Origin of the sequence: Sinorhizobium garamanticum (assembly GCF_029892065.1) — a bacterium.
GTDB lineage: Bacteria > Pseudomonadota > Alphaproteobacteria > Rhizobiales > Rhizobiaceae > Sinorhizobium > Sinorhizobium garamanticum.
In genome coordinates, this window is record NZ_CP120374.1 from 1,764,595 (window position 1) to 1,788,710 (window position 24,116).

Here is a 24,116-nt window from a genome sequence, read left to right on the forward strand (position 1 = left end):
CGATTGCTTGAAATCTGTTCACCGGAGTAATACTGTTGCGACAAGGAGTATTACCGAGATGCCCAGATGACCACGACGGTTACAGCAAAAGGCCAAGTGACGATTCCGAAGCCTGTCCGCGACCTGTTGGGGATCGGCCCCGGCAGCAAGGTCGACTTTCGCCGCGCCGCCGATGGGAGCATCGTTCTGACGCGTGCCGACAAGAAGCAACCGGCGAGCCGCTTTGCAAAGTTGCGCGGTCATGCAGGCAGGGGGTTCGACACGGACGCCATCATGGCGTTGACCCGCGGTGAGGGATGACGCTCGTCGACACCAATGTCTTGTTGGACCTTGTCACGGATGACGCCAAGTGGGCAGATTGGTCGATTGCGCAGCTTGAAGCGGCAAGCCTCGCAGCACCACTGCTGATCAACGATACGATTTATGCGGAGTTGTCGGTCCGATACGGTCGGATCGAAGACCTTGATGCATTTCTCGACGAGGCTGGGCTCGATATGACGCCGATGCCTCGAGCGGCTCTTTTTCTCGCAGCCAAGGTCTTCACGCAGTATCGACGGGCGGGAGGATCAAGGATCGGCGTTTTGCCCGATTTCTTCATCGGCGCGCACGCTGCGGTCAGTCAGATCCCATTGCTGACACGTGATATCGGCCGGTACCGAACCTATTTCCCGTCGCTCGCGCTGATCACACCACCCGCGTAGGCGAGAACAAGGAACCCGCAGAGCAACTGGCCTCGCACCGGTGACGGTCAGGCCTTCGTACGGGACGGCGCATCCCGTTGCGATCGGCCGGCGCGACAGCAGCTCCTGAACGTCTTGCCCGACCATTCCGGTGCGCCCGAAAGCGATGATATGGAGTGATGCGAAGCTTCGTGTGTCATCGCGGATGTGCGGGCGTGACCACGAGAATGACTTCTTGATCACCGCGGTCTAGCGATCCTCGCGCGTGTGCCAAAGCCTCAGCACGTAGATTGTCGACTGCGTGATCTCATAGCGCATTTCGTAATGGCTAACGAGAATACGACGGACCGCGCGGGGATCGAACTCTTCCAGCCGTTCGCCGATCCGTGGCTGTTCGAGCAGGCGCCTTGGGGCGCTCGCCAGTGCCTGCACCGTGCGGGCTTCTGCTTGTCGATTGACCGGTGCTAGAAAATCATAGAGGCGTCCGAGGTCAGAAACCGACTTGGTCGTCCAATGGAGCTTCATCAAAGTGGCAGCGGCAGCGGCTTGTCACTATCGAGGCTGTCGGCCCAAGCTTGCACGGACTGGTGGCTGACGACATGGCCCCCGTCGACATTGGCGAGCGCCTCCAGCGTCAAGCGCCGGCGCTCCTCTTCCTGATCGATCCAGGCGGTCAGCGCCTGCTTGACGATCCAGCCGCGCGAACGTTCGAGCCGTGCCGCAATCTGATCGACCTTTTCTGCGAGCGGCAGCGGCACATGTGCTGTCAGCACCTTCGTTTCCATGGCTCCATTCCTTTTTAATCAGGTTTAATCATAGTGATTAAACCTGATTGCATCCAGAGCCTTTTGACAAAACCGCCTCGCGGCGACGAGATCAGGCCTTCGTTCCGGACGGCGAATGCCGTTGCGATCGGCCGGTGCGGCAACAGGTTTTGAACGTCTTGCCCGAACCGCAAGGGCAGGGATCATTGCCGCGCAGTTGCAACCGGGCGATCAGGGGCAGGAGGGCCGCGGACGGCAAGAGACCGGCGAGAAGGATCGCCAGCCTGGCGGAGATGCCTGGGATCACGAGACGTCGGCCCGCCTTGAATCCGCGCCAGGCGCGTTCGGCCACGTATTCCGAATCCACTTTGGGCAGGATCTTGAACAGCGCCGCCCTGTTGGCGCCCGATTTTTCGAGGAACTCCGTCGACACCGGCCCCGGGGCGACGCAGGTGACGGTCACGCCGGCCGGGCGCACCTCCTGATGCAGTGCCTCCGAAAAGGAACGGACGAAGCCCTTGCTTGCATAGTACAAGGCCATGAAGGGGCCGGGCGTGAAGCTCGCGACGGAGCCGAGATTGATCACGCCGCCCCTGCCGCGCGCGACCATCCCCGGCAGGAAACGCAGCGTGAGCTCGGTCAAGACGCGGATATTGAGGTCGACCATCCCGATTTGCTCGTCGAGCGGCAGCGTCGCGGCCCCGCCGCGCAGGCCGTAACCGGCGCTGTTGACGAGAACATCGCACATCAACCCCTCATTGCACAGGAAGTCTTCGAGGTGCGCCGCCGCATCGCCGGCCGTGAGATCCAGAGCAAGTGTGAACGGCTTGCCGCCCGCCTTCCGCACGGCGGCCGCGACCGCCTCCAGGCCTTCTGCCGAACGCGCGACCAGGACGACGGTGGCGCCGTCCCTTGCGGCAGCCTCGGCGATCGCCTTGCCGATGCCGCGCGAGGCGCCGACCACCACGACGGCTGGCCGAAGCTCTTGCCTTGACGTCATGCTGCTGATCCCGATGCCGCAGCATTCCGGGCGGCTCCGTTCTCGGAAAGGCCTGCCACTTCATCGGCGACTTCGCCGTTCAGGATCCTTTCGAATCGCTCCAGCGCGCGCGCGACATTGGCGCCGTCCATAACCCGGTGATCATAGTGGATGCGGACGGTCACCAATCCATCCTCGCTGATCGGACCGTAATTGAAGATCGTCGTGAGCGGTGTCAGGGGATTGAGGGACTCCGCGCCGAGGCCGGAATAGACCGACAGCTGGAAGGTGCCGAAATGGCGCCCGCGCTGGCGGCCGATATTGAGGCCAAGCCACATGAGCAGCCACCGGATCGGCGCGGGTGCGCGGGCGAGCTTCAAGGCGCGGCGGAACTGCTTGATCTCCAGTACCGGACGTGATCGCGCCGACTGGATCAGCGCCCCCAATTCGGCGATCGATCGCTGCTCGGGGGTCTTGATCGTGCTCAGGAGCACGACCCGTTCGCCTTCATGTTCGCGCTCGTGCGCGATCGAGGCGACGCTTCCCGGATATTCGTAGAGCTGGGGTCTTGGGAATTTGACGTAGGCGCGGCGAAACTCCGGCGTCTCCTTGGAGAGGAGTGCATATCCTTTCAGGAAGAGCACTGTCCAGGACGGCCGGCTTGGCTGTGCCAATCTGGCTTTTTGCAGGGCGCCAAGGTTCATTTGGCGCTGCACCGTGACCCGTGGCACGCCGATCGAAAATCTCATGAGATCCCCGACAAGGCGTCGTGCCGCCGAAAGCTTGAGGGCTCGGCCTCGCATCGTGCCACCTCTAGTAAAGATAGGGGATAATACGCTTGGTCCTGTCCATATAGGCGCGATACTGCGGGCCGAATATTTCCAGCATCATGCGCTCCTCCTTGTCCACTCTGAGGAAAAAGAGGACGGCAAAGCCCGCCAGACCCGCAAGGCCGGCCACCCAGTTCGACAGCAGAAAGGCCTGGCCGACGCCCATCAGCAGGAAGGAAGTGTACATCGGGTGACGGACGAAGGCATAGGGGCCGCGGCAAATCAGCTCGTGCTTGTCGCGAATCTCCAGCGAAATGGACCAGTTGCGGCCGAGTTCCTTGTGAGTTCTGCGGAAGACCCACATCGCCATGGCAAAGATCAAGGCGCCGAGGACGACCGCCCATGCATGCGCCGGGTAATCGGCGGCCTCTGGTATGCCGGTCGCGACGTAAAAGCCGGGAATGATCGCAAGACCCAGCAGGGCCGCTGCGAGCCCGACGATCTCGGAACGCGAGCGGCGGTTGCTGACGACCCGCACGCGCTTTGCCCGACGTTCATAAGGACGCCGAATGAAGTACCAGGCGACGATGCCGAGCACCCAGATGATTTCGCCGACGGAAGCGACTGTTATGTTCACGCTAGCTCACCAAAGCTTCGCTGCGATCCGCGGCCATCGCAACAGCTGTCAAGGATGTGGCCATTACGCTCCGCTCCGACCAATAAAAGTGCGACGGTCGGACGATCCGACCGTCGGACAAGCGGGGGCAAGCACCGATTGCGCTCACCCGCCGTTCATCTCCCGAAGCTTTGTAATGAATTCTTGCGGCCTGAGCCAGATGCCGGGTGTCTTATACCCCATGGAACGCGCAATCTCCGCCACGAAGGCGTTGCAGTTATAGAGCGACGCGTGCCAGAAGCGGGCCTCCGCTTTGAGCTTGCGAATGTTCGCGGCAACTTCCTGGTACTCGGCTTCCGTCAGCAGAACGCGCCAGCTTGCCGACCTGTATTCTTCTTCCAGGTCGCCGTCGCTCGCTCCGGTCTCGGCCGGAACCGGCAGGAAATGGCCCATGACGTACGGTGCGGTATCGTTCGTAGCCGGTGCAAGTCCTGCGACCTCTGGGTTGATCATTGCTCCGGACTTGTTCGTGCGCCCGAAAATCACGTAGGAGTGACCATAGCTGAGCGCGTAGCGGGAGCGGAATTCGATAAAATAGCCGTAGTCTCTCCGCTGAGACTTTCCGGCAGTTCGCGCCGCGGTAGCGTCGATGCTCGAAACAAAACGCGGTTGGGGAGCCTTGTCTTCCGTTTGACATGCTGTGGTCGCCATTGCGAGCAGAACCACAAGCGATATACGACCTCGTATAAGCGTCATTATTACGCTTTATCTCCCGAGCTCTGATGAGCGCAAGTTGAAGCCAACTCCTGTGAACCTGTGGCTTCGGCGCTGTAGATCTTAAGCCGGCTTGGCCATGAATTAAAAAACGTGGGAAGGGTCGCGAGACCCTCCCCACGCAAAGATCATAATTTACTTAAAGACTGGTGGTGCCTGTTCAACCGGCGCAGCCGGTGGCGGGGCCTTCCCCTTGCCTTTGCCAATCGTCCCGCAAGCGCTCAGGCTGGCGACCGAAAACAACGCAATCATCACGATTAGAATTCTGCTCATCAAGAAGTCCTTTCCTCAATAGTCGGAATGGGTTATCGAAGGCAACATTTGAAGTAATAGTGGCGAATTGCGACTCGGCCTAGTGCAGAAAGGACACAGTTGCCATCCGGTTTGTCGTTGCCGGACTTTCAACGGTGTCCCAAAAACACACAGCTTCATCATTTATACCGAAAATTGAGGGGAAACACCATCAGATGATCAATACCTCCGTGCCTACGGGCGTGCGGCTGTAGAGGTCGACGATATCCTCGTTCGTCAAGCGGATGCAACCGTTCGAAACCGCGTGGCCTATCGTCCACGGCTCGTTCGTTCCGTGCACGCGGAACATGGTGTCTTGCCCGCCGCGGTAGAGATAAAGGGCAGATGCGCCAAGTGGATTGTGCGGTCCGCCGGAGACGCCGCCTGCGTATTGCGCCAGGTGCGGCTTGCGCTTGATCATGCTGGCGGTCGGCGTCCATGAGGGCCATTCCGCCTTGCGGCCGACGACCGCCTTGCCTTTCATCGTGAGGCCTTCTTCCCCGACGCCGATCCCGTAGCGCGTCGCCCAGCCGCCCTCTTCGACCGCATAGAGGTAACGCTGATTCGTGTCGACGACGAGCGTTCCGGGCGCTTCGTATCCCTCGTAGCGGACATGCCGCCTACGGTAGCGTGGATCGACGCCGGAAGAGTTCCCGAACAGGGATGGAACGGGCACCCCCATTCCTTGCCAGCTTGAACTGCATCCAGAGGTCAACAGAGCCAGACCGCTCAAAACGAGCATCCGGCGCGTAATTTGGTCATTGTCCATCTTTACCTGCTGAGCAAATCGGTGCGCCCCCGATTCGTCTTTAACACCGCGGCGCGCGGCGGCCAAGTCTTGCGCATCGATTAAGACGACTGGAGAGCATAGAAAGTTGGATTGGACTACATCTTTGCTTGCGGGCCAAAGCATATGTGGGGCAAGCGTGGTATATCTGTAACAGCGCCCACTGCATGTTTCCTTAAATCCTGGCCGATTTGAGGATAAACATGCAGCAATTCAAAGTGCTACAGCGTCCTTTGCGCGTCTGATAAGACGCGGGGCGCTGTCGTCAGGCGAATGAACAGGAGCGGGATCAACAGGCGTTTCTCGCGAGCTTGCCAGCTTTTTCGGGTCGTTGAAGTGGATGCCGCTCTTCACGGCTTGTGAAACGTCTTGCGGCGCTGTGCCCGCTCGATTAGGTCGAGGCACGACAACAAGGATAGGCAAAATGAAACTTGGCTTCGAGGGGAAGGTTGCGATCGTGACCGGTGCGGGTTCCGGAATTGGCGCGGCTGTTTCCCTGCAACTCGGTAGCGAGGGGGCCGAGGTCATCGTTGCCGACCTGGACGCTGATGCCGCGCGCCGAATCACCGCCGAGATTCGTTCGCATGGCGGCAAGGCTCATGACTTCGTCGTCGACGTGGCCGATGCCGAAGCTGTGGAAAAGCTGGTGAAGTTCGCCGTCGAGAGATGCGGCGGCCTTCATCTGGCGGTCAACAACGCCGGCATCGACGGCATCCGCAAAGCAACGGCCGACTATCCACTCGACGAGTGGCACAAGGTGATGAACGTCAATCTGAATGGCGTCTTTTACTGCATGAAGCACGAGATCGCCGCCATGCTGGCTGTGGGCGGCGGCGCGATCGTCAACATGTCTTCCATTCTCGGCTCGGTCGGCCTGCCGACCGCAGCCGCCTATACCGCGGCCAAGCACGGGATTGTCGGGCTGACGAAGGTCGCTGCGATCGAATATGCGCGGATGGGCATCCGCATCAATGCCGTCGGTCCCGGTTGGATCGAAACGCCGCTCTTATCGGAGCATGCCGACATCGCGAGCACCCGGCGCATGATGTCGCTGCAGCCGATGGGAAGGCGCGGCAAGCCGGAAGAAGTGGCGTCCCTCGTGTGCTTCCTCCTATCCGAGCAGGCGAGCTTCATCACGGGAAGCGTCCATCTCGTGGATGGCGCCTATACGGCCCACTGAGCCGCGCGCTTCAAGTGGTTCCTTCACGGCAACGATAACGCGCTAGCTCGCGACCATCGCGCGCGGCGCCTTTCTTCGGAAGGATCGGCACCGCGCTCGGTTGGGCCGGAATGGAAAGCCTCACCGATTTCGGCGATCTGCGCGTTACACGCCGCCGAATGCTCTGCTTTGCCTTCGATTTTCGGCAAGACGTCGGCGGAGCTTCCGGCGGCAGAGAAGGCGCACAAATAATCATCCGGAAAGCATTGCTGATCACCAAATAGGCAAGGCCTAGCCGGCAAGTTGCTGAAAACATAACGATCTGAAATTGGCACGACGCTTGCTTGCTCGCCTTGTATGCAAGATTTGTCGCCACAGCAGTCAGCACAGAATGGCATCGACGAGGCCATCGTCTCTTCCATTCTCTCCGCCCGCATCCGTCCCGGCACGCGGCTGAGCGAAAACCAGCTCGCCGCGCTTTTCGAGGTTTCGCGCACCCGCGTGCGCGAGGCGATGATGCGGCTGGAGGCGCGCGGCATCGTCAATGTCAGCCCGCGGCGCGGCTGGTTCGTGGTGGAGCCTTCCGCCGAGGAGGCGATGACGGTCTACGAGGCGCGCCGCGTCATCGAGGCCGGGCTACTGCGCACCATGGACCGCCTGACGGAAACCGGCCTCACAAGCCTCAATGCCCATCTCGCCGAGGAGAAGTCGGCGATTGCCGCCGGTGATCGGCAGCGCCTGACCTGCCTGATGGGCGATTTCCACATCCGCATCGCGGAACTCGCCGGCAATGCCATTCTCGTCGACATCCTGCGCGATTTGACTGCGCGCACGATCCTGATTTCGATGCTCTACCAGTCCGATTTTCACGCCATGCAGTCCCATCTCGGCCATTGCCGCATCGTCGCGGCAATGGAGGAAGGCGACTTCCTGAAGGCAGCAGCACTTTCCGTCGAGCACCTCGACGAGGTCGAGACGGGGCTGGACCTCACAAGGCGCCCGGATCCGCTCGCCGATCTCAGGCGTTCGCTTTCGCTTCCTCCCCAGACCGTAGTTTCGTCTTCAAAGGCGTCGCGCAAAACCAAACCGTAAACAAAGGAGAATGACCTCAATGCTGAAAAGAAGACTTTTCGTCGCCATGGCGGCGCTCGCCGCAGCCGTCGGCTTCGGTTCCGTTTCCCACGCCGATGCTCTCGGCGACATCACCGAGCGCGGCGCGCTGCGCGTCGCAGTTCCCCAGGACTTTCCGCCATTCGGCAGCGTCGGGACGGACATGGCGCCGGTGGGCTACGACATCGACATGGCCAATCTGATTGCCGAGAAATTGGGCGTGAAGGTTGAGCTCGTACCGGTCACCAGCGCCAACCGTATTCCCTACCTCCAGACCAACAAGGTCGACCTGGTGATTTCAAGCCTCGGCAAGAACCCCGAGCGCGAGAAGGTGATCGATTTCTCGACCGCCTACGCGCCGTTCTTCAATGGCGTTTTCGGACCTGCCGAATTCGCCGCCGCGAAGCCCGAGGAACTCGCCGGCAAGGTGATCGGCGTCACTCGCGGCGCTGTCGAAGATCTGGAACTGACGAAGGTCGCGCCGACCGACACGGTCATTAAGCGCTATGAGGACAACAACGGCACGATCTCCGCCTTCCTTTCCGGGCAAGTGGAAGCGGTCGCGACCGGCAACGTCGTCGCCGCGGCCATTCTCGCCAAGAACCCGCCGAAGCGGCCGGAACTCAAGTTCCTCATCAAGAATTCGCCCTGCTACATCGGGCTCAGCAAGGAACAGCCCGCGCTCCTCGAAAAGGTCAACGGTATCATTGCCGCCGCCAAGGCCGATGGTTCGTTGAACGCCATTTCGCAGAAATGGCTCGGAAGCGATTTGCCCACCGATCTCTGATCAGCCGGCCGCCATCCCGCGCGGGGTTACCAGACGGGATGGCGGCGCCGAATGTTTGCCAAACAGGGGTGCGCCTTGAATTATCAATTCGAATTCGGCTGGCTCGCCGAATACTATCCGCAGATCGTCAAGGGGATCGGGATCACGGTCGAACTGATCGCGGTCGGCGCCGTTGCCGGCATTTCGCTTGGCATCTTCTGCGCCTGGGTCAGGGCGCTCGGCCCCGCCTGGTTGAAGCCGATCGTTGCGCTTTACGTCGAACTGATCCGCAACACCCCGTTCCTCATCCAGCTCTTCTTCATCTTCTTCGGGCTCCCGTCGCTCGGCCTTAAGCTCAGTGAACTGCAGGCGGCCAATATCGCCATGGTCGTCAACCTCGGTGCCTATAGCTGCGAAATCATCAGGGCCGGCATCCAGGCGACGCCGAAGGGGCAGTTCGAGGCGGGCGCCAGCCTTGCCATGACGCGTTTCGAAACTTTTCGCCACGTGGTTCTCGTGCCGTCGCTTCAGCGGATCTGGCCGGCGCTCTCCTCGCAGGTCGTCATCGTCATGCTCGGCTCGGCCGTCGTTTCCCAGATCGCCGCGGAAGACCTGACCTTCGCGGCGAACTTTATCCAGTCGAGGACCTTCCGCGCCTTCGAAGCCTATATCGTCTCGACCGCCGTCTATCTGGCGCTTGCGGTGCTGCTTCGCCAGGTGCTGGCGATGGTTGGCGGGCTCATCTTTCCGAGGAGGGCGGCGCGATGATCGAGTTCACGATCTGGGACATTTTGCGGAACCTGCTGCTTGCCACCCGTTGGACGATCGTTCTGTCACTCGTCTCTTTTGTTGGCGGCGGCATCGTCGGGTTGGGCCTGCTTTTCCTGCGCATTAGCAAGCGCGCGTGGCTGCAGTCGCTGGCGAAATACTATATCGAGCTTTTCCAAGGCACGCCGCTCCTGATGCAACTCTTCATTGCCTTTTTTGGGCTTGGCCTTTTCGGCATCGACGTCCCCGCCTGGCTCGCCGCCGGACTGGCGCTGATCCTCTGGTCCGCCGCTTTTCTCGGAGAAATCTGGCGCGGCTGCGTCGAGGCGATTGCCAAAGGGCAATGGGAAGCGTCCGCCAGCCTCGGCATGGGCCGCTTGCAGCAGATGCGCTACGTCATCCTGCCCCAGGCAATGAAGATCGCTGTTCCACCAACGGTCGGCTTTTCCGTTCAGGTCGTCAAGGGCACTGCGCTGACCTCGATCATCGGCTTCGTCGAACTGTCGAAGGCCGGCACTGTCGTCACCAACGCCACTTTCCAGCCCTTCACCGTCTACGGCCTCGTCGCCCTCATCTATTTCGCGCTTTGCTGGCCGCTCTCCCAAAGCAGCCAGATCCTCGAAAGGAAGCTCAATGTCGCTCATCGAAATCACTGAAGTTCGCAAAAGCTACGGCGAGAACGAGGTCCTGAAGGGCATTAATCTCGATGTCGAGCCGGGCGAGGTGATCGCGATCATCGGGAAGAGCGGTTCGGGCAAGTCGACGCTGCTTCGCTGCATCAATGGGCTCGAGACAATCAGCAAGGGCTCGATCTCCGTCGCAGGCGCCCAGCTTCTCGACGATGAAGTGCACCTGAAGGCGCTTCGCTTGAAGATCGGCATGATCTTTCAGCAGTTCAATCTCTTCCCGCACCTGACGGTCGGCGGCAACGTCATGCTATCGCAGATGGTGGTGAAGAAGACGCCGAAACCAGAGGCGCAAGCCATGGCCCGCAAGATGCTGGAGCGCGTTGGCCTGGAGCAAAAATTCGACGCCTATCCGGACGAACTCTCCGGCGGGCAGCAGCAGCGCGTGGCGATCGCTCGGGCGCTTGCGATGCAGCCGACGGCGCTGCTTTGCGACGAGATCACCTCGGCGCTTGATCCGGAACTGGTCGCCGAAGTGCTGGCGGTCGTGCGCGAGCTTGCCGCCGAAGGCATGACGCTGCTGATGGTGACGCACGAGATGAAGTTTGCCCGCGACGTCTGCTCGCGTGTCGTCTTTATGCATCAGGGCCGCGTGCACGAGATCGGACGGCCGGAGGACGTCTTCGCCAATCCTCAGACGCCGGAGTTGAGGCAGTTTCTAGGCGTGCATTGAGAGGCGACCGGCCGGCGGACACCCGGCCGGTCGCTCTCTCCCCGTGGCGTCAAGGGCGCACGGTGATGTGGCCTTTCATGTTGGGATGGTAGCGGCAGATATAGTCGAAGCTGCCCGGCTCCTGCAGCAGGAGGCGAGCTGATTTCTTCGCGGGGAGGAGCACGTCCGCCCCTCCCTTCACCGTGGCGGTGTGAACGAGCGCATCCTTGTTGATCCACTCGATTTCGTCGCCCACCTTCGCCTCGATCTCCACGGGCGCGTAGGCGAGGCGGTCGATCGTTACCTCAATGGTTTCTGCCCGGGCGGGAACGACGATGGCCGCCGTTCCCAACAACAGGGCGAGAATGGCCGATCTTAGCGGGTTCACTGCCGCGGTCATTTCAGTTCCGTCGCGACATGTTCGGCGTGCTGCTGGTGCCCCTGGAACAGCTTCAGCCCGGTCTCGAGCAGAGACTTGAGCTCGGCATTTTGCGCAGACGGGATCAGTAGGGTTTCCAGCGCACCATTGACCTGCTTATGGTAGGCGACCTCGTTCTCGACATAGGCCTTGTCGAAGTCCGCCCCCGTCAGCTTCGCCAGTTCCGAACGCTTGGTTTCGGCCGCCTGCGACAGAGCTTTGCTGGTGTCGTTGTCCTCGGGCGTAACATTGAGCTTCTTGACGAGATCGAGCGCCTGCTTGTTCACCGACTCGTGGTCGCGCACCATGCTTTCGGCGAATTCGACGACGGTCTTGTTTTTCGACGTTGCAATGGCCTGTTTCGCCGCTTCGACATCGATCACACCTGCGGTGTAGGCGATATGCGCGATCTGCGGATCCGTCGGCTTGTCGCCTGCGAGCGCCCAATTGCCCCCGAGCAACAGGGCGATTGCAGCGGCTGCGGTGGTTAAGCGTATGGTCATCGGATGTTCCTTTCCAGCAATCCAGACTGCTACAGCGTCCTTTTGCGCGTCTGATAAGACGTGCGGCGCTGTAGAAGTTCAAAGCGTGATGTGCAATTGACGTGCTTTGGATGCTTCGCGGGCCGAAACGTTCCCGATTATCTGTCGCCGCCTCCTGGCACTTGGATACGAGCGAGGACGGCTTCCGTCAGGCGCTCGCAACGTTTTCCCGCGAAGGGAAAGGCGTCGAGCAGAAGCGGACCGATCTGTCTCTCTAGTTGCTCTTTGATGAGGTGTCGCGCGCGGAAGAGCCGCGTCCGGACGGTCTCGGGGCGAAGTGCCAGCAGATCGGCAGTCTCTTCGTTGCTGAGGCCCTCGATCACCCGCATGACGAAGACGGTGCGGTAGATGTCCGGAAGCTGATCGGTCGCCTTTTCGACAAGGTCGAGAATCTGTCGCTGTGCCATTGTTTTTTCCGGATCATCCGTGTCTGCGCTGCGCGGGAAGGCGATGATCTCCGCCTGGTGCGTTTGCAACATATCTTCGGTGAGCCGCCTCCTGCGCCGCCCCTGGCGCAGCCGGCCCAAGGCCTCGTTGATCACGATGCGCGACAGCCAAGTGGCGACTGCCGAGTCGCCGCGGAATTCGGAAAAATGCGTGAAAGCGCGGAAATAGGCGTCCTGGAGGACATCCTCCGCATCGCTGTTGTTCTGCACGATGCTTCGGGCAAGCCGGTAGAGCTTGCGATTGTGCGTCTGCATGATCACGCGGAAGGCGTCGATGTCTTGCGGCGAGGTCTCGCGTTTTCGGGAGGGGATTTTCTCAGCGATGGGCATGGTCGAGGCTCCTTGTCGCACATTGGATGCCGGACCCGCTGAAACGTTCCCAAATGTGCAGGTTGGGTCATTTTATCGCGATCGCCTACGCGCTTCGACCCCTACAGCGCCGCGCGTCTTTTCAAATGCGCAAAGGACGCTGTAGCGCTTTGAATTGCTGCATGTTTTTATCCATAGATCGGCTACGATTTGAGGAAACATGCAGCGCCCTCAAAAGAGAAAGCCCGACGCGGGAGGAGGGGCGCCGGGCTTTCGATTCTGATCGGCAACTGGGAGGAGGAGGGTTGCCGATCCACGATAGAGCAGGGAGGAGGAAGCTCTATCGATTAATCATACAATGGTGTTGCGATGCAGCGCCTTCAAGGCCGGGAGGCAGATTTTCTGAACGGAAACGGTGCCGGCGCGGTGCCTCGTACGCATGGCCTGATGCGGGCCACCGTTTACCAGACCGATGCGCTTGCATTCGGCGCAGTCTGCGCCAGATTCAGAGGACCGAACAGGAAGGAGGCGGTCATGGCGGAGGATCGCAAAGCGGCTCTGGTCCGGATCACTGGAAGGGTGCAGGGCGTCGCCTTCCGCATCTGGACCCGCGACGAAGCGGTACAGCTCGGCCTGGCGGGCTGGGTTCGCAACGAGCGCGATGGCTCCGTCACGGCCCTCATTGCCGGGCCGGAGGCGGCGATTTCGACGATGCTGAGCCGGTTCTGGAAGGGCCCGCCCGCGGCACGGGTGTCAAACGTCGAGAGCGAAGATGCCTCGTCCGTGCATGCCCCCTTGGGGTTTCACATCACCGATTGACTCGACGGCCCACCTGGCGCGGGTCATACCCGCTCCAACGCGACCGCGATACCCTGGCCGACGCCGATGCACATGGTCGAGAGCGAATAGCGCCCTCCGGTTTCGGCGAGTTCCAATGCTGCCGTTCCGGTGATGCGCGCGCCCGACATGCCGAGCGGATGGCCAAGCGCGATCGCACCGCCGTTGCGGTTGACACGGGCGTCATCGTCGGCGATGCCGAGCTCGCGCAGCACCGCCAGTCCCTGGCTCGCGAAAGCCTCGTTGAGTTCGATCACGTCGAACTGCTCCTGCCTCATGCCAAGCCGCGTCATCAGCTTGCGGGAGGCGGGGATCGGGCCGATGCCCATCACGCGTGGCGGCACGGCCGCCGACGCGCCGCCGAGGATGCGGGCGATCGGGGTCAATCCGTGTTTTCTCGCCGCTTCGTCCGAGGCGATGATGAGCGCCGCTGCGCCGTCGTTGAGGCCCGAGGCGTTTCCGGCGGTAACCGTGCCGCCTTCGCGGAACGGTGCCTTCAGCTTGGCAAGCGCCTCCATCGTCGTCGCCCGGGGGTGCTCGTCCCTGTCGACAACGACGGGCTCGCCCTTCTTTTGCGGAATGGTGACCGAGACGATCTCCTTGGCAAGGCGGCCGTTCGCCTGTGCCGCCGCGGCTTTGGCCTGGCTGCGCACGGCAAAGGCATCCTGGTCTTCACGGGAAACGCGATAGTCCTCGGCGACGTTCTCGCCCGTCTCCGGCATGGAATCGACGCCGTATTGCCTCTTCATCAAGGGGTTGATGAAACGCCAGCCGATGGTGGTGTCGTGGATCTCGGCATGCCGCGAGAAGGCGCTTTCGGCCTTCGGCAGCACGAAGGGCGCGCGCGACATCGACTCGACGCCCCCGGCGATCATTAGTTCGGCTTCGCCCGACTTGACCGCGCGCGCGGCGGTAATGACAGCGTCCATTCCCGAGCCGCAAAGCCGGTTGATAGTCGTGCCGGGAACGGAAAGCGGAAATCCGGCGAGCAGCAGCGACATGCGCGCAACGTTGCGGTTGTCCTCGCCCGCCTGGTTGGCGCAGCCGAAGATCACGTCGTCGACCGCTTCCCAGTCGACCGAGGCGTTGCGCTCCAGGAGACTCTTGAGCGGGATCGCGCCGAGATCGTCGGCGCGCACCGAGGACAACGAGCCGCCGAAGCGGCCGATGGGCGTGCGGATGTAGTCGCAAATGAAAACGTCGCGCATCAGGCGGCCTCCTTACCCTTGTCGGCGCCCTGATGGGCCTTCTTGGTGCGGGCGTTGATGTCGCGCAACACTGCAAGTTCCGTTTCCGTCGGCACCGGCGTCTCGATGACGGTGTCGGCGAACTTGATCGCCCAGCCGCAGTTTCCGACGATCTCATCGCGGGTGACGCCGTGATGGATCGAGACGACGGTCAGTTCCTTCGTCTCGGGATCGGGCTCTAGGATGCAAAGATCGGTGATGACGCGGGTCGGGCCTTTCGTCCTCATGCCGAGCCGTTCGCGGTGGTTTCCGCCTTCGCCATGGCCCATCGAAGTGATGAAGGGCAGCTTCTCGACGAAGCCGCGCTTCGAGAGCGCCATGGTGATGAAGATGCGGCCGCAATTGGAGGCGATCTCCGGCGCGCCGCCGCCGCCCGGCAGGCGGACCTTCGGGTGGTCATAGGGGCCGACGACGGTGGTGTTGAGGTTGGCGAAGCGGTCGATCTGCGCGCCGCCGAGAAAGCCGGTGGTGATGCGCCCGCCCTGCAGCCAGTAGCGGAACATTTCCGGGACCGAGACAGTGAAGAGCGCGGTGTCGCAAAGCTCGCCGTCGCCGATCGACAGCGGCAGCACGTCCGGCTTGGTGCCGACGGTGCCGCTCTCGTAGATCAGCGTGATGTCCGGCGCATGCGTCAGCCGGGCGACGTTGCAGGCGGCCGACGGCGCGCCGATGCCGACGAAGCAGACATCGTCGCTGGAAAGTTCGCGCGATGCGGCAATCGTCATCATTTCCGTGGGGGTGAAATCCGTCATCGTCGCCTCCTCACGCGGCCTTTGCCGACTTTGCTGCATGTCTGGCGAAGTCCTCGGGCTTCGCCTCGAGCACGTTTTCCTTGATCCAGGCGGTGAACGTTTCCCGGTTGCGGGCGATCTCGTCCCAGGCGATGTAGAAGGCGTTGGAGCGCGGATAATAACCATGCGCATAGGAGGGGAAGGCGCCGCCCGGCACATGGGCGACTGCCGTCACCGCCCAGGTCGGCAGCACGACCGAATTGGGGGAGGGCGGGTTGAGTTCGTCGACGATCTCCTCGACGGTCACGATCGAGCGCTTGGCAGCAAGCACGGCCTCCTTCTGCACCCCGACGATGCCTTCGAGGAGGACATTGCCCTTCCGATCGGCGCGCTGGGCGTGGATGATCGTCACGTCCGGACGGATCGCCGGCACGGCAGCGAGCACTTCGCCGGTAAAGGGGCAGGTAACCTGTCTGATGTTCGGGTTCACCTTCGGCAGGTCGGCGCCGATATAGCCCCTGAGCATCGCGAAGGGCAGGTTTGCCGCACCGGCCTCATAAGCATTCGCCATCGCGGCGTGGGAGTGCTCCTCGATTTCCAGCGGCCGCGGCCATTGATTTTCGACCGCATCGCGGAAGCGGTGCAGCGAGCCTACGCCGGGATTGCCGCCCCAGGAGAATTTCATGCCCCGTGCGGCGCCGACGCCTATCAGCTGGTCATAGAGAATGTCGGGCGTCATGCGGACGAGGAAGAGATCCTTCCTGCCCTGGCGGATCACCTCATGGCCGGCGGCATAGGGAATGAGATGCGTGAATCCTTCCATGGCAACGGTGTCGCCATCTTTCACGTTTTCGGCGACCGCCTCGGCGAGCGACAATATGCGAGCCATCCTGGCCCTCCTCCGTTGATGTTGCCGAATTTTCCTGCAGGGGACCCGCGGTCCCGCCTGACTCTCGTCATCGGCCATGGCTGAAATAAGCGCTCGTTTCGGGTCACTCGTCAAACATTTTTGTGCGTTATTTGACATTTGTTCATATATCGCACAAAATGAGCAAACAAACGAGATGAGCGAATCATGCGGGAAACGGATTTCGTCAGCGGCTTTGCGCGCGGGCTGAAGGTTATCGAGGCCTTCGGGGAGGCGCGGCCCCGCCTGACGATTGCAGAGGCTGCGAAGATCACAGATCTCGACCGTGCCACGGTGCGGCGCTCGCTGCTCACACTTTCCGAGCTCGGCTATGCCGACTACGACGGCAAGTTCTTCACGCTGACGCCGAAAATCCTGCGGCTCGGCCATGCCTATCTGTCGGCGACGCCTCTGCCTGCGCTCGTCCAGCCCTATCTGGACCAGCTTTCGGAAAAGGCGGGCCAGAGCGCCTCGGCCTCGGTGCTCGACGGCACGGAGGTCGTCTATGTGGCGCGTGCCTCGCAGCGGCGGGTGATGTCGATCAACCTGATGCCAGGATCGCGCCTTCCCGCCTATTGCGCCTCGATGGGCCGCGTGCTGCTCGCCGCACTTCCTGAAGCGGAGGCGCGCGAGATCCTGAAGCGCACCGAGCTCAAGGCCAACACGCCACGCACGAAAACCGATCCGGAAGAACTGATACAGGAACTGCGCCGGGTTCGCGAACAGGGCTATGCGGTCATCGACCAGGAGCTGGAGCTCGGGCTTTGCTCAATCGCGGCGCCGTTGATGAACGCGCGCGGCCAGGTGGTCGCGGCGCTCAATATCGGTGCCCCGGCCGCCCATGTCGCGGCCTCCGAACTCGCGGAACGCTACCTGCCCCTGCTCAAGGAGACGCAAATCGCGCTGCGGCCGCTTGTGCAATAATGCGTCGAAGTGGTGAAAACGAGCTTTGCCGGCACCGCCGGCTGCGACAGTCTGTAACTGGACATGAACCGGAAACAGGCTAGCATGAGCTTATGGATAGACTCGCCCGCATCGTCGCGATTGTCTTGCTCGTAGTATTTGCCACGGGCACCGTTGCGCATGCGGCGAATGCGACCAGCATGTCCTTTACCATGTCTCCCGCCGCGATGGCCGACGGAGACATGGGCGATTGCGATGGCTGTCCGCCAGGTGACGACGGCAAAACCTCGCTCTGCGCCCAATTCTGTCTTGCAACCTTCATCGCGGTTCCGACTGCCGCGGAGCTTGAACTCCCCGTTTTGGCGGTCGATCTTGCAACGCTGCCAGCAGAAGAGATAACCGGCCGCACCGGCCCGCCCGATCTTCCACCACCACGAACCATCGTCCTTTAGCCGGCATCGGCCGGGCATGCCCGGTTGCCGGCGCCAACGGCCATACGTGGCGGACCCTTCCGCTGCCTGTGATCGCTGTTCGCATGAGACGCCTTCCGGCGCGATGCGAAACATTATCGGCTCTTCAGGATGGTTGAACCATGTCCCGATACCCTGCGCCGGCGCTGACGCGTCGAGCCTTTATCGCATCGGCGGCCGCAAGCGCGACCGGTGCAATGTTTCCTTTTTTGCCGGCCTCGCCGGCCACTGCCGCCCAGCATGAGATCTCGTTGCGGGCCGCCATTGGGCGTGTTCGCCTCGTGCCGCCCGGCGAGATGGCCGCCTGGTTGTACAACGGCACCGTTCCCGGCCCGGAGATCCGCCTCCGCCAGGGCGAGCGGCTGCGCGTGGCGGTCGACAACGCGCTTCCCGAGGAAACAACGATCCACTGGCATGGGGTGCGCGTACCAAATGCGATGGACGGCGTGCCGAACCTAACCCAGAAGCCCATCGGAGCTGGCGAGAGCTTCGTCTACGAGTTCGACGCGACTGACGCCGGCACCTTCTGGTATCACCCGCACCACAAGAGCTTCGAGCAGGTCGCGCGCGGGCTTTACGGCCCGCTGATCATCGAAGAGCTGGAACCGGTGCGCGTCGATCGCGACGTGACCTGGATGCTCGGCGACTGGCGGTTGACGAAATCGGGGGCGATCAGCGAGGATTTCGGCAACCGGCACGACATCCACCACAATGGGCGCGTCGGCAACACGGTGACTATCAACGGCCGCGTACCGGACGGTTTTGCCGTCAGGAAGGGGGAGCGCATCCGCCTGCGGCTGATCAACGCCGCCACCGCCCGCATCTTCGGGCTCGACTTCGCCGGGCACGAGCCGGTCGTGATCGCGCTGGACGGCCAACCGGTCGCGCCACATGCGCCGGACAATGGGCTGGTGGTGCTTGGGCCGGCGATGCGTGTCGACCTGATTATCGACATGAACGGCAGTGCCGGCAGCCGAGCCGCGGTTACGGATCGGTTTTATGAAGGTCTGGAGTTCCGGCTCGTCGATCTTGTCTATGACGCGACGCCGCTGAGGGAGCGCGCGCCCGACTGGCCGCTCGCCCTGCCTGCAAATCCTTTGCCGGAACCGGATGTCAAGGGCGCACCCCGCAACGAGGTCGTCTTCACCGGCGGCATGATGGGCGAGATGGTTGCGCGGGATATGGGGGAAAGCATGGGCCGAGGCGCGTCGGGCGGCAAGATGGGCCACACCAATTCGATGATGGGAGGGATGATGCGGATGATGACCTCCAGCGCCGCCTGGTTCATCAACGGTGTCGCCGCCGACGAGGCCAGCCACGACATGAAGCCGATGCTGGCGCTTGCAAAGGACAGGAGCCACGTCATCGCCATGACCAACGCCACTGCGTGGCATCATCCGATCCACTTGCATGGTCATTCGTTCCGGGTGATTTCCCGTAACGGCCAACCCACCCGTCATCAGGAATGGCAGGATACCGTGCTGGTTTCGCCGCGCGAGAAGGTCGAGATCGCCTTCGTTGCCGATAATCCCGGCGATTGGATGTTCCATTGCCACGTTCTCGAACACCAGGCTGGCGGCATGATGGCCGTCTTCCGAGTCGCCTGACCCGAAAGGAGAAACAAATGTCCAAGATTCTGAAAGCAGTCGTCCTTGCCTCCATCCTGTCGGGTGCCCCCGCGCTCGCCGGCGAAAAGGACGTGATGCTTTACAAGAACCCGCAATGCGGCTGCTGCGAGGGCTATGCCGACTATCTGCGCCAAAACGGGTTCAACGTGACCGTCAAAGCGACGCATGATCTCGCTGCGATGAGCCGCGAGGCCGGCATTCCGGACGAGGCCCAGGGTTGCCACCTCTCGATGATCGACGGCTATGCCGTAAGCGGTCACGTGCCGATCGGCACGGTCAAAAAGCTCTTGACCGAGCGGCCGGACATCAAGGGTGTGACATTGCCCGGCATGCCCATGGGTTCGCCCGGCATGAGCGGCACGAAGGAAGGCCCCTTCGAGATGCTGGAGATCAACAAATCCGGCGGCGTCGGCGGCGTTTACGCCAGGGAATAGGAGCAGCCCGATGATGGAAGGCATGAACGACATGATGATGTACGGCATGGGTCTCGTGTGGCTGCTCGTCGTCATCGTGCTCGTTCTAGGGGCTGCGGCTCTCCTCAAGTATTTGTTCTTCCGGGGCGGTAAATGAGGAGAACCCTTGTTCTCCTCCCGATGCTCGGGTTTGTCGCGGCGGGTTTTGGGCTCGCATGGGCATGGCCTTGGATTGCCGCCAAGATGACGAGCGGCGATGTCCCTGCCGCGACAATCGCGCTCGGCAAGACACTCTATGGCAAACACTGTGCCGCCTGCCACGGTAGGAACCTCGAAGGGCAGCGGGACTGGAAAAGCCCCCTGCCTTCCGGACGCATGCCGGCGCCACCCCACGATGCATCCGGCCACACCTGGCATCACGCGGACGGCGTGCTCCTCCGCATCACGAGGGATGGGCCGGCGGCGGTCGTTGGCGGGGGCTACCGGAGCGATATGCCGGGCTTCGGCCATGTGATGGACGACGACGAGATCCGCGCCGTCCTTTCCTTCATCAAGAGCACCTGGCCGGACCAGGAAAGACAATATCAGGCGGAGATGAGCCACCGGGAGCAAGAGGAGGCGCAGTAAATGTGCCGCCCGCGAGCCAGATCTCCTCAACTGGAAAGCATGGTTATGAAATTGAGAATCCTGATCGCTACACTGTCGCTGTTGCTGGCCAACGCGTCGGTCACGCTGGCGCATCATCCGGGAGCCGATCTCGACAAGATGATGGGCAGCTCGGAGAAATTCTTCCAGGTCATAGATGAGGCGGTCGCGCCGCCATTCGAACTGGCCGACGCAAACGGGAAGGTGGTTCGCCTTTCCGATTTTTCCAACAAGATCGTGGTGCTCTACTTCATCTTTGCGAGTTGTACGGATCTGTGTCCGATTCATTCCGAGGTGATCGCCGACGTTCAGCGCAAGATCAACATTACGCCGATGAAGGACATGGTGCAGTTTCTGGCGATCACGACCGACCCATCAAAGGACACGCCTGAAGTACTCAAGGCCTATGGTCCTGCGCACGGATTGGAGCCGAGCAATTGGATGTTTCTGACGACACGGCAAGGTCAGCCGGAGGACACAACCCGGAAGCTCTCGGAGGCTTACAAGGTCCGCTTCGAACCGCTGGAAGACGACCAGCAGATGCATGGAGCCGTCACGCACGTCATTGACCGCGGCGGACGCTTTGCGGCCAAGTTCCATGGGCTAAGATTCGATCCGCTCAACCTGGTGCTCTATATCAACGGCCTCAGTAACAACGTCCAAAAGCCGGGACGCGAACAACCTGGTTGGTGGGATCGGCTGAAGACAATTCTCGAGTAAGCAAAGGTCTCACCGCTATTGCATGATTCCTTAAATCGGAAAATCATGCAGCAATTCAAAGTGATACAGCGACCTTTGTGCGTCTGAAAGACGCACGGCGCTGTAGCGCACCTCCGTTGCCCGCCAGGGGAATGCCGCCCTTATGCTGCACCGCGGCAAAAATCGCTCCATCGGCCATGAATTCACCAAAACTTCGCGACAGAACGCTATTGCGGGTTGTCCGTCGGGCACGGATACCGCTCGCAAGCGGCAAGTCGGCCGGCACTGCCCTCCCATGTCTGGCGAGACTTTCACACGGGGATGACGGAACATGAAAGTTGTAGTCGAAAATACCGTCTGCTTGAACACGGGCGACGCGGCCATTCTTTTCGCGATCAGGCATATCCTGAGATCGATACTGGGCGAGAAGGTCGAATTCCTGGTGTTCGACAGCCAGCCGGAAGTCGCCGCGCGACTGTATCCAAAGGAGCAGTATCCCGACATCGAGCTTCGTAAACTCCCGTCGGAATCGATCTTCAAGTACAAATACGACGACAACACCGTCAAGAATGCGCTGAAGCAGGTCTACAACCAGGCAGCCTTCCAGGCGCTCCGCCATCTCGGCAGCGGCAACTATCTCGACAGGCGCTTCTTCAGCGACGAGGACCGGAATAGCCTTGCACTCTACAAGGACGCCGATCTGGTGATCACCACCGGCGGCACCTATCTCGTCGAAAACTATTCGCTTGAGCGGCGCATCAACCAGTTCAAGCTTGGCGAGATGCTTGGCAAGAGGACGATCTTCTTCACCCAGTCTCTCGGCCCGTTCGCGAAACCTTATAACCTCCGGATGTTGCCACCGATTTTCGCCCGCAGTCCGTTGATCCTCCTGCGCGACGTTCGCTCGCGAGACCATATCCTCGGTCTCGTCGACGATCCGTCGAAATGCCATGTGGTCGCCGATTCCGTCTTCGCGCTTGCAGACGTGGAGCGGATCAAGGCGCTGCTGATGATCGGCCGCCCGGCACCGAGCGGCCGCGTCGGTATCTCCGTGCGGCACTGGCATTACGTCAAGGGCGGCGATGGCGGCATGGGCCGATACGTCGATTCGGTTCGCGAGATGGCGACGAAGCTCGTGCGCGACCACGGCAAGAAGGTCACGTTCATTTCAACCTGCCAGGGTGTGCCGGAATATGCGCATGATGACTCGAAGACGGCGACCCTTATCGTCTCGGGACTGGCGCCGGAGATTGCCGAGCACGTGAACGTCGATGCCTCGTTCCACACGCCGGAGCAATTGATGGCAATCGCCAAAGACCTCGATTTCGTCGTGGCGACGCGCATGCACATGATGATCATGTCGCTTTGCACCGGCACGCCGGTGCTGCCGATCGCCTACGAGTTCAAGACCAAGGAAGTCGCCAAGCGCGTCGGCGTTGAAGATGTCCTGCTCGATATCGATACGGTGACGCCGGAAGAGGCGAGCGGCAAGCTCGACCGTTTCGTCGGCGATCTCGATCTTTATCGCGAAGTCAGCCTCAAGGCGGTCCTCGAGGAGCATGCCTCGGCGATGTCGGCGGCGGATCTCCTCCGCCCCGTAATCGAAGGCTTATCGGCGAATGGCACTGATGGCCTTCGAAAGGGTTTCGAGCAGGACTTTGCGCGGTTGGCGTAACGCAAGGGCAAAGACGAGCGCCAGTCCATAGTTGAGGCAGATCGCGGAAGCAAGGGCCAGAAGGTCCGAGCTTCCGGTCAGGACTTCCGGCAGCAGCCGGTAGCAGATCCAGGCGGCCAGGGCCGACACGAGAAAGAGGCCCTGGACGTAAAGGAAATCCATCGCCGAGACCGGTCCCACCCGCTGCAGAAGCCAGGCGAGCACCGGGATACGCAAGACGTAGCCGCTTATCGCATAGGCGGCCGCGACACCAATCGCGCCCCATTGCAGGCCGACGATGAAGGAGAGCACCGTCGTCAGCGACGAATAGATGCCCCAGCGGAACATCGTCTTCGTTTCGCCCTGGCAGATGAAGATCCAGCCCGTTGTGCTCGAAACCGGCTGCATCAGGCTCGCGACCCCAAGCCATGCGAAGATCGGTGCGACCGGCAGCCATTGCTCACCGAAAAGGATGCTGACGGTCGGTTCAGCGGCTGAGGTCAACGCCGCAATGCCGGGCATGGTGACCGCGGCAAGCAGCCAGTTGGTGCGCATGTAGATATCGCGAAACCGGGGCTTGTCCTCCTGGATGCGGCTCATCAGGGGGACCATCACGCGCGACAGAGGCTGTGTGATGTTCTGCAGCGGGAACAGGAGAAGCTTGTAGGCGCGGTCGTAATAGCCGAGTTGGATCGGCCCGGAAAACTTGCCGATCAGGACGTTGTCGAGATTGCGCGAGAAGAAGTTGACCAGGTTGAAGCCGGTGAGATTGGCGCCGAACGAGATGATCTCGCGGTCGATTGCAAACGCCGGCCGCCCTGGCATCCAGCGCGTGGCCCACCACGCCGCCATGAGCGCGACTGCCGCGGACGCCGCGGGCCCGATGACAAGCGACCAATAGCCGAGGCCGACATAGGCGGCCCCGGCAGTGACGAGAAGGCCCACGACCGCGGCATAAACGTCGTTCAATGCCAACTGCCCGAATTTCAGGTGTCGGTTCATCAAAGCGAGCGGCAACGCCGCCAAGCTGCCGAGCAACAGCGGCAGTGCTGCGGCAATCGCAATGGCCGTCATGCGCTGGTCGCCATAGAAAATGGCAATGGCGGGCGAAAGCGCGATAACGACGAGGGTGCAGATAAGGCCAACGAGGGTACTGATCCAGAAGACCTTATTAAGCTCTCTCTCGCCGATCTCCTTGCGCTGGATGACCGCCTGTTGAAGCCCAAGGTTCTGAAAAAGCCCGACGAAGGCGACAACCGGGCTGACCGATGCGACGAGGCCGAAGTCCTCCGGGGCCAGCAAACGTGCGAGCACGACGACGGAGACGAACTGGATGACCATGCGAATGGCCTGGGCGCCACCTGTCACCAGCCCGCCACGAAGTGCGAGCCGACCGAATTGGATTTTTTCTGCGTTCAAGCGACTTGCCTCGACTGGGGCAATTCCGGGAAACGTGTGCCTCCAT

33 protein-coding genes are annotated in these 24,116 nt (G+C 61.5%); 18 read left to right on the forward strand and 15 right to left on the reverse strand.

From position 1 onward, the window contains the following. The first annotated feature begins 66 nt into the window (after window positions 1-66). Both PZN02_RS28030 and PZN02_RS28035 read left to right on the forward strand, forming a co-directional pair. Entirely contained in the window at window positions 67-300 is a 234-nt protein-coding gene (locus tag PZN02_RS28030) for an AbrB/MazE/SpoVT family DNA-binding domain-containing protein (protein WP_280662205.1), read from the forward strand. Beyond that, window positions 297-701, forward strand: a complete 405-nt coding sequence (locus PZN02_RS28035) for a type II toxin-antitoxin system VapC family toxin (RefSeq protein WP_280662206.1) — start codon at window positions 297-299, stop codon at window positions 699-701. Before PZN02_RS28030 ends, PZN02_RS28035 begins: the two co-directional genes overlap by 4 nt. A gap of 228 nt (window positions 702-929) precedes the next feature. On the opposite strand, the gene PZN02_RS28040 is transcribed toward PZN02_RS28035, so the two are convergent. From PZN02_RS28040 to PZN02_RS28075, 8 genes are all read right to left on the reverse strand, one after another. Further along, complete coding sequence (locus PZN02_RS28040) at window positions 930-1,205, reverse strand: type II toxin-antitoxin system RelE/ParE family toxin (protein ID WP_280662207.1); 276 nt, start codon at window positions 1,203-1,205, stop codon at window positions 930-932. Next, window positions 1,205-1,465, reverse strand: coding sequence for a CopG family ribbon-helix-helix protein (locus tag PZN02_RS28045; protein ID WP_280662208.1), 261 nt, complete (start codon window positions 1,463-1,465; stop codon window positions 1,205-1,207). Before PZN02_RS28045 ends, PZN02_RS28040 begins: the two co-directional genes overlap by 1 nt. A 91-nt stretch (window positions 1,466-1,556) precedes the next feature. Then, window positions 1,557-2,444, reverse strand: a complete 888-nt coding sequence (locus tag PZN02_RS28050) for an SDR family NAD(P)-dependent oxidoreductase (protein ID WP_280662209.1) — start codon at window positions 2,442-2,444, stop codon at window positions 1,557-1,559. After that, a complete protein-coding gene (locus tag PZN02_RS28055) occupies window positions 2,441-3,226 on the reverse strand; it encodes a hypothetical protein (protein WP_280662210.1) in 786 nt (261 codons plus the stop codon). Before PZN02_RS28055 ends, PZN02_RS28050 begins: the two co-directional genes overlap by 4 nt. 10 nt (window positions 3,227-3,236) lie before the next feature. Next, on the reverse strand, window positions 3,237-3,824 hold the full coding sequence (locus tag PZN02_RS28060) for a protein-S-isoprenylcysteine O-methyltransferase (protein ID WP_280663306.1): 588 nt from the start codon (window positions 3,822-3,824) through the stop codon (window positions 3,237-3,239). Window positions 3,825-3,974: 150 nt separating this feature from the next. Then, entirely contained in the window at window positions 3,975-4,565 is a 591-nt protein-coding gene (locus PZN02_RS28065) for a hypothetical protein (protein WP_280662211.1), read from the reverse strand. Between the two features lie 153 nt (window positions 4,566-4,718). Beyond that, complete coding sequence (locus tag PZN02_RS28070; protein WP_280663307.1) at window positions 4,719-4,856, reverse strand: ABC transporter; 138 nt, start codon at window positions 4,854-4,856, stop codon at window positions 4,719-4,721. A 190-nt stretch (window positions 4,857-5,046) separates the two neighbouring features. Next, window positions 5,047-5,643, reverse strand: coding sequence for a L,D-transpeptidase (locus tag PZN02_RS28075; protein WP_280662212.1), 597 nt, complete (start codon window positions 5,641-5,643; stop codon window positions 5,047-5,049). Window positions 5,644-6,085: 442 nt separating this feature from the next. Here PZN02_RS28075 and PZN02_RS28080 point away from each other — a divergent pair, with 442 nt between their 5' ends. The 7 genes from PZN02_RS28080 (at window position 6,086) to PZN02_RS28110 (ending at window position 10,823) form a co-directional block, all read left to right on the forward strand. Continuing rightward, a complete protein-coding gene (locus tag PZN02_RS28080) occupies window positions 6,086-6,841 on the forward strand; it encodes an SDR family NAD(P)-dependent oxidoreductase (protein WP_280662213.1) in 756 nt (251 codons plus the stop codon). A 110-nt stretch (window positions 6,842-6,951) separates the two neighbouring features. Then, entirely contained in the window at window positions 6,952-7,104 is a 153-nt protein-coding gene (locus PZN02_RS28085) for a hypothetical protein (RefSeq protein WP_280662214.1), read from the forward strand. A 73-nt stretch (window positions 7,105-7,177) separates the two neighbouring features. Continuing rightward, window positions 7,178-7,912, forward strand: coding sequence for a GntR family transcriptional regulator (locus PZN02_RS28090; RefSeq protein ID WP_280662215.1), 735 nt, complete (start codon window positions 7,178-7,180; stop codon window positions 7,910-7,912). Between the two features lie 19 nt (window positions 7,913-7,931). Continuing rightward, the gene (locus PZN02_RS28095; protein ID WP_280662216.1) at window positions 7,932-8,717 is read left to right on the forward strand and encodes a transporter substrate-binding domain-containing protein; all 786 of its coding nucleotides are present in this window, start codon (window positions 7,932-7,934) and stop codon (window positions 8,715-8,717) included. Between the two features lie 75 nt (window positions 8,718-8,792). Further along, entirely contained in the window at window positions 8,793-9,464 is a 672-nt protein-coding gene (locus tag PZN02_RS28100; protein ID WP_280662217.1) for an amino acid ABC transporter permease, read from the forward strand. Next, window positions 9,461-10,120 carry an amino acid ABC transporter permease gene (locus PZN02_RS28105; protein WP_280662218.1) on the forward strand — a complete coding sequence of 220 codons (660 nt, stop codon included), beginning with the start codon at window positions 9,461-9,463 and terminating at the stop codon, window positions 10,118-10,120. Before PZN02_RS28100 ends, PZN02_RS28105 begins: the two co-directional genes overlap by 4 nt. After that, window positions 10,098-10,823 carry an amino acid ABC transporter ATP-binding protein gene (locus PZN02_RS28110; protein WP_280662219.1) on the forward strand — a complete coding sequence of 242 codons (726 nt, stop codon included), beginning with the start codon at window positions 10,098-10,100 and terminating at the stop codon, window positions 10,821-10,823. The genes PZN02_RS28105 and PZN02_RS28110 overlap by 23 nt, the downstream gene beginning before the upstream one ends. 49 nt (window positions 10,824-10,872) lie before the next feature. Here the strand turns inward: PZN02_RS28110 and PZN02_RS28115 are convergent, their stop codons facing one another. From PZN02_RS28115 to PZN02_RS28125, 3 genes are all read right to left on the reverse strand, one after another. Continuing rightward, entirely contained in the window at window positions 10,873-11,202 is a 330-nt protein-coding gene (locus PZN02_RS28115; protein ID WP_425336325.1) for a cupredoxin domain-containing protein, read from the reverse strand. After that, window positions 11,199-11,723: a DUF4142 domain-containing protein gene (locus PZN02_RS28120; RefSeq protein WP_280662220.1), complete on the reverse strand. Its 525-nt coding sequence runs from the start codon at window positions 11,721-11,723 to the stop codon at window positions 11,199-11,201. The genes PZN02_RS28115 and PZN02_RS28120 overlap by 4 nt, the downstream gene beginning before the upstream one ends. 137 nt (window positions 11,724-11,860) lie before the next feature. After that, window positions 11,861-12,538 (reverse strand): RNA polymerase sigma factor, encoded by a 678-nt coding sequence (locus tag PZN02_RS28125; protein ID WP_280662221.1) that lies wholly within the window; start codon window positions 12,536-12,538, stop codon window positions 11,861-11,863. A 513-nt stretch (window positions 12,539-13,051) separates the two neighbouring features. On the opposite strand from PZN02_RS28125, the gene PZN02_RS28130 reads away from it, so the two are divergent. Then, the gene (locus PZN02_RS28130; protein ID WP_280662222.1) at window positions 13,052-13,336 is read left to right on the forward strand and encodes an acylphosphatase; all 285 of its coding nucleotides are present in this window, start codon (window positions 13,052-13,054) and stop codon (window positions 13,334-13,336) included. Between the two features lie 23 nt (window positions 13,337-13,359). On the opposite strand, the gene pcaF is transcribed toward PZN02_RS28130, so the two are convergent. The 3 genes from pcaF to PZN02_RS28145 are packed head-to-tail and all read right to left on the reverse strand — an operon-like array spanning window position 13,360 to window position 16,221. Further along, window positions 13,360-14,562 (reverse strand): 3-oxoadipyl-CoA thiolase, encoded by a 1,203-nt coding sequence (gene pcaF, locus PZN02_RS28135; protein WP_280662223.1) that lies wholly within the window; start codon window positions 14,560-14,562, stop codon window positions 13,360-13,362. Next, window positions 14,562-15,353: a CoA-transferase subunit beta gene (locus tag PZN02_RS28140; protein ID WP_280662224.1), complete on the reverse strand. Its 792-nt coding sequence runs from the start codon at window positions 15,351-15,353 to the stop codon at window positions 14,562-14,564. Before PZN02_RS28140 ends, pcaF begins: the two co-directional genes overlap by 1 nt. 10 nt (window positions 15,354-15,363) lie before the next feature. After that, window positions 15,364-16,221 (reverse strand): CoA transferase subunit A, encoded by an 858-nt coding sequence (locus PZN02_RS28145; protein WP_280662225.1) that lies wholly within the window; start codon window positions 16,219-16,221, stop codon window positions 15,364-15,366. Window positions 16,222-16,407: 186 nt separating this feature from the next. Here PZN02_RS28145 and PZN02_RS28150 point away from each other — a divergent pair, with 186 nt between their 5' ends. The 8 genes from PZN02_RS28150 (at window position 16,408) to PZN02_RS28185 (ending at window position 22,672) form a co-directional block, all read left to right on the forward strand. Next, window positions 16,408-17,163: an IclR family transcriptional regulator gene (locus PZN02_RS28150; protein WP_280662226.1), complete on the forward strand. Its 756-nt coding sequence runs from the start codon at window positions 16,408-16,410 to the stop codon at window positions 17,161-17,163. A gap of 92 nt (window positions 17,164-17,255) precedes the next feature. After that, window positions 17,256-17,594 carry a hypothetical protein gene (locus PZN02_RS28155; protein ID WP_280662227.1) on the forward strand — a complete coding sequence of 113 codons (339 nt, stop codon included), beginning with the start codon at window positions 17,256-17,258 and terminating at the stop codon, window positions 17,592-17,594. A 140-nt stretch (window positions 17,595-17,734) separates the two neighbouring features. Then, window positions 17,735-19,219, forward strand: a complete 1,485-nt coding sequence (locus PZN02_RS28160) for a multicopper oxidase family protein (RefSeq protein WP_280662228.1) — start codon at window positions 17,735-17,737, stop codon at window positions 19,217-19,219. 17 nt (window positions 19,220-19,236) lie between these two features. Further along, a complete protein-coding gene (locus PZN02_RS28165) occupies window positions 19,237-19,674 on the forward strand; it encodes a DUF411 domain-containing protein (protein ID WP_280662229.1) in 438 nt (145 codons plus the stop codon). Between the two features lie 10 nt (window positions 19,675-19,684). Beyond that, on the forward strand, window positions 19,685-19,810 hold the full coding sequence (locus tag PZN02_RS28170) for a hypothetical protein (RefSeq protein WP_280662230.1): 126 nt from the start codon (window positions 19,685-19,687) through the stop codon (window positions 19,808-19,810). Beyond that, on the forward strand, window positions 19,807-20,280 hold the full coding sequence (locus PZN02_RS28175; RefSeq protein WP_280662231.1) for a c-type cytochrome: 474 nt from the start codon (window positions 19,807-19,809) through the stop codon (window positions 20,278-20,280). The genes PZN02_RS28170 and PZN02_RS28175 overlap by 4 nt, the downstream gene beginning before the upstream one ends. 45 nt (window positions 20,281-20,325) lie before the next feature. Further along, window positions 20,326-21,018 (forward strand): SCO family protein, encoded by a 693-nt coding sequence (locus PZN02_RS28180; protein ID WP_280662232.1) that lies wholly within the window; start codon window positions 20,326-20,328, stop codon window positions 21,016-21,018. A gap of 310 nt (window positions 21,019-21,328) precedes the next feature. Beyond that, a complete protein-coding gene (locus PZN02_RS28185; RefSeq protein WP_280662233.1) occupies window positions 21,329-22,672 on the forward strand; it encodes a polysaccharide pyruvyl transferase family protein in 1,344 nt (447 codons plus the stop codon). On the opposite strand, the gene PZN02_RS28190 is transcribed toward PZN02_RS28185, so the two are convergent. Beyond that, window positions 22,607-24,070, reverse strand: a complete 1,464-nt coding sequence (locus tag PZN02_RS28190; RefSeq protein ID WP_280662234.1) for a lipopolysaccharide biosynthesis protein — start codon at window positions 24,068-24,070, stop codon at window positions 22,607-22,609. The genes PZN02_RS28185 and PZN02_RS28190 overlap by 66 nt on opposite strands. Window positions 24,071-24,116: the final 46 nt, after the last annotated feature.